The sequence below is a fragment of the Protofrankia sp. CiT1 genome, assembly GCF_917627335.1.
Taxonomy (GTDB): domain Bacteria; phylum Actinomycetota; class Actinomycetes; order Frankiales; family Frankiaceae; genus Protofrankia.
The window spans coordinates 39634-44017 of record NZ_CAKJTP010000030.1; the positions used below are offsets into that span (position 1 = coordinate 39634).

Consider the following 4384-nt stretch of genomic DNA (forward strand, 5'->3'; position numbering starts at 1 on the left):
GTGCCGTGGCCCCCGACCGCGGCACAGCCACCCAGCCCAGGCTCCCGCCCCATGCCGCCGGCACCGCGGCAGCACCCCACCGGCCCGATCCAGCCGCTCGGGCATGAGCAGCGGACGCCGCCCCGGCAACCCGCGCCGTGGAACGGCGGCGAACCGTCCGGGCAGCCGCATCACGGAGCAGCCATCCCCACAGCCCGCCCCGCGCCGCTGATTTCCGGGCCGATAGGGATCCCGCCCAGCCGGACGCCAGCCCAGCCTGTGCCGGCCGACCCGGGCATACCCGCGGGCAATGGCATGCCCCGAAGGTCGACACTGCCGGCTACCGACCGGAGCGCCCCTGGCCCCCAGCCACATCATCCGCGTTATCCGCACCCCGCGGCGCCGCGGGCTGAGGTCACGCACCCCGGAACGCCCCAGCAGCCGGGGACGCAGCCCCCACAACCTGGATCAACGCGACAGCCACAGGCACGGCCGTCCCAGGCCCCGCATCCGGAGCCACCGCCCAGCGGGGCGGACAACCGTGACGGCAACCGCTGGCCCGAATACGGCAGCATCCTCGACGGCATCGACGTGATCTAGGGCGTGTTTCGACAGCCGTCGTTCGACCAGCGGCCGGAGGCACCCGGCCCGCTCCTGAGAACAGCACCGCTACCTGGTGCGACAACCGTCGTCCGCCGAGATGCGTACCGCCCGATCACGCGCAAGGGTGAACCTGTGTTCGCCAAGTAGTCAACGGTCCGTGACAACATCGTGCCAACCAGGTTTGAAGGCAAACGCTGCGTGGCATGAAGGCGACAGTAGCGGGCTGGTGACGATGTTCGGACACATGGCGATGTTCGGCGGCGTGCCCGTCGGCAGTGATCGGTGGAGGGTGAGGCGTGGCCGAAACTCTTACCGCACGCTTCGATCTGCCCGCCAACACACGCGCCGCGGGGCGGGCACGGCGTCTTGTCAACGAGCTGCTGACCATCTGGGGCCGTGAGGAAGACGCCGAGGTCGCCCGCCTGCTGGTCAGTGAGGTCGTCACCAACGCCGTGCGCTATGCCCGGTGCGATGACCCGCTGCACATCCAGATCATCGCGCAGAACGACCGGGTACGGATCGCGGTGGGTGACGACAGCACGATCCGTCCCATCATGCGGACGGTGTGCGACGATGATGAATCCGGCCGCGGCATGCATCTGGTCGCGGCGCTGGCCAGCGAGTGGGGCGTGGTCGACAAGCCGGCCGAGGACAGCCCCGGTAAACATGTGTGGTTCGAGCTGACCGCGCCCGCGCGGGCAGCCATCCCCGTGAGCGCCGCCGGGCCGACGGCGCTCACGGGGATGGCTGGTGCCTGTCAGCCCGCGTTCTTCCCCTGACCATGTGCTTCCACACTCTTCCAGCGATTTTCCACTGTGCGTGCGATCGTCCGGGGACGGGTGTGCCAGCGTGGGCAACCACGGTGGGCAGCTGTGATGACCCACTGTGATGGGTGGATGATGAGGCGAGGAGAGCATCAGCCTCATGGCGTAGCGTAATCGACAGCGCGAGGTCATCACCAGGGAGCCGCCATGCCCGTGCCCACGAATGTCCGGCTGGACGTGCGGATACTGCTCAGCACGGGAACGCACCTGGTGGTGCGGTATGTGCCGGCCGAATCGGCCCATGCGCTGCCCGGCGGGACCGTCGAACCTGGTGAAGACATCGTCACCGCCGCCTCCCGGCACCTGCGCGAGCTGCTGGGCTCGCACCGGGATGCGCACGTCGCGCCACTACCGCCACCGCAGCCGGGGCTGTCGGCATCCCCGACGGTACCGGCCTTCGCGGCGTGCGTCGAACACGCGACCGGGCCCGATGAGCGCACCATGACGCTCGTGTTCTCAGCCGATCTTCCCGACAAAGCGGACATACCCACCGCCTGTCTGGGCACACCGCTCGTCACGCTCCCCCTCACGAACCTCACTGAGCGATCATTGACTCCCCCCGCGATAGCCAGCATGGCGATCCGCTGGCTGGAGGACCGCTGGCCGACCTGGTCTGGCCTGGCGGTCTCCGAACCCGAACCGTGGTGGAGCCAGCTACGCGAGTCCGCGCACTCCCTGCGGGCACAGCTGGATGCCCGCCGGCACGAACTCACCGACGCGTCCTTCCGGGATGCGGCGGTGGCCATGTGCGCGCTCGTCGCCGCCGCCGACGGCACGATCGATGCGCGCGAACGGGAAGCGATGGCAGCCATCGTCACCAGCGATCCGGTCCTGGGCGCCTTTCCACCGGACGAGCTGCTCCGCCTGTTCGACGCGCATGTGGCCGCGTTCCGCGCGGATGCCACCGAGGCCAGGGCCGCGGCGCTGCGTGAGATCGCCAAGGTGCGGGGACGTAGGGTGCGGGCACGCTCGGTTATCCAGTTCGGCGCGGTGATCGGGCGCGCTGACGGCACGTTCGACCCGGCCGAGCGAGCCGCCGTCCAACAGGCGATCGGTGTTCTCGGGCTCGATCCCATGACCCTCGCCGTCCAGGCCGGCTAAGAACGCCCAGGCCCAGGCCCAGGCCGTCCAGGCTGAACATCCCCTGATCCCCGACCGCTTCTGCCAGTAAGAAAGGCGGGCCGACCCGGTGGACACCGTCACCGCAACCACGGCAGCATCCAGTGCGTCCAGCACATCGGTGGTATTGAGCGCACGCATGCTCTTCACGGCTGGCGAGCGCATCCTTGTCGCCAACCGCCGGGGGCAGGCCTGGTACTCGTTACCCGGCGGGAACGTGAAGCCAGGCGAGAGCGTGGAGGAAGCGCTGCGCCGCGGGATCCGGGAGGAGACCGGCCTGACCGCGCGCACCCTCGACTTCGTGGGATGCGTGGAGCACTCGTTCGTCGAAGCCGGCCAGGCATGGCACGAGCTGAACATGGTGTTCGCCTCCGTTCTGCCGCCGTTCGCGGACATCGGCAGCCGGAAGGAGGCAATCGATCTTGGTTCGGTGGCCGTGGCCGATCTCCACGCTTTCGTCTTCCGGCCCGCGCACCTGCGAACGGCCATCCTGAGCTGGCTGAGCACCCGCCGGCCGGCCTGGTACGGCCCGGCTGGCTCACCGCGGCGGGAGGGCAGACCGGCCTGACGACCTCACGGTAGATCGCCCCGGCTTTGAGCGCCCGGCGGTAGAGGTGTAGATCAAGGAGCGGGGCTGGGGTGCGTGCATCGCGAGGCGATGGGCGGGGAGCGATGACGCGAGGTGCGTGCCCTGGCCCCGCGACGCCGCGTCCCCTGTTGCTGGTCGCTCTTTGTCTCACCGGCCTCACCAGTAGCCCAACAGCCGCTGACGTCCGTGGGCGTCCGCCGCGTCCGCTGACCTGGTGTGCTTCGTCCACCGCGGTCCGCCAGCGTCCACCCTCGTCCGCCGGCTTGGCTGTCAACTTGCCTGTCAGCCGTATCCCGGCGCGGGGAGCGCTGGAAGATCAGGACAGTCGGCACACTGGTTGCCCGGTCAGCTCGGCGATCAGCTCGAAGTCCTTGTCGCGGTGCAGGAGCGTGAGTCCGGCGGCTTCCGCCGTCGCGGCGATCAGCAGATCGGGGACGCTCGGGGCCCGATGATGGCCGGCCGCGGCCAGCATGCCCTGGACCTCGTAGGCGCGTCGGGCCACGGCGACCGGCATGTCCCACTGGATGACCATACGTGCGAGCGGTAGGGTGCGGAGGAGACGGGTGTGTTCAACTCCGTTGCGGGCCGAGTAGCCTACTTCGAGCAGCGTAACTGCGCATATGTGTACCAGATTTTGATCAACTCGCCGTGACCAGAGGGGCTCGTCGGGATGGGTCGATATGCGGACCAGCGCCGACTTGTCGATAAGCCAGCCTTCGGTCACGACCAGGCACCGCGCATCACATCCTCGTCGGCGAGGTCCGAAATCAGTTCATTGAGCTGTGCCCAGTCCTCCCGGGCGAGCGGGGGGTGGGCGTCGCGCGATGCCCGCTCGGCTTCAGCGGCCAGCGTGCGACGCAGGTACTCGACACGCGAGATCCCGGCTCGGGCGGCGGCAGCGTCGAGCTCGGCAAGAACCACATCGGGGACGTCACGCACGAGGATGTCGGCCACCGACGCCACCTCACAAGTTTGATATCAGAATCTTTGATCACGATAGCATGGCTACTTCTGTAGCGGTGGTCATCGAGCGGCTCCGGTGTGGCGTGCCCAGTCTCGTTGGCGGTCGGCTTGCCGCGCTCGGGGTCGACGCTGACACCGATGTTTGATGAGAAGCTCATTGGCCGCACTGATCAGGAGATCCTTGCGCCGCATCCGTTGTGTAAACGCCCTCTCAGGTGGGAGCGGTTGCGTGCGCCGCCGTCGCCAGGGTCTACCCATCAGCAATGAGCGCAGAGATGACGAAGGCGGCCACGGGCGCCCGCTGCCA

General features: G+C 68.6%; 5 protein-coding genes. 3 read left to right on the forward strand and 2 right to left on the reverse strand.

The window, feature by feature from the left end; translation table 11 throughout:
• Positions 1–878 precede the first annotated feature (878 nt).
• From MJ785_RS07810 to MJ785_RS07820, 3 genes are all read left to right on the forward strand, one after another.
• Positions 879–1361 (forward strand): ATP-binding protein, encoded by a 483-nt coding sequence (locus MJ785_RS07810; protein ID WP_239307888.1) that lies wholly within the window; start codon positions 879–881, stop codon positions 1359–1361.
• A gap of 192 nt (positions 1362–1553) precedes the next feature.
• Complete coding sequence (locus MJ785_RS07815) at positions 1554–2507, forward strand: TerB family tellurite resistance protein (protein WP_239380270.1); 954 nt, start codon at positions 1554–1556, stop codon at positions 2505–2507.
• An 88-nt stretch (positions 2508–2595) separates the two neighbouring features.
• Entirely contained in the window at positions 2596–3093 is a 498-nt protein-coding gene (locus MJ785_RS07820) for an NUDIX domain-containing protein (RefSeq protein ID WP_239380275.1), read from the forward strand.
• A gap of 337 nt (positions 3094–3430) precedes the next feature.
• Here the strand turns inward: MJ785_RS07820 and MJ785_RS07825 are convergent, their stop codons facing one another.
• Both MJ785_RS07825 and MJ785_RS07830 read right to left on the reverse strand, forming a co-directional pair.
• Positions 3431–3838 carry a PIN domain nuclease gene (locus tag MJ785_RS07825; protein WP_239307885.1) on the reverse strand — a complete coding sequence of 136 codons (408 nt, stop codon included), beginning with the start codon at positions 3836–3838 and terminating at the stop codon, positions 3431–3433.
• Complete coding sequence (locus tag MJ785_RS07830; RefSeq protein ID WP_239307884.1) at positions 3835–4068, reverse strand: antitoxin; 234 nt, start codon at positions 4066–4068, stop codon at positions 3835–3837. Before MJ785_RS07830 ends, MJ785_RS07825 begins: the two co-directional genes overlap by 4 nt.
• Between the last annotated feature and the right edge of the window lie 316 nt (positions 4069–4384).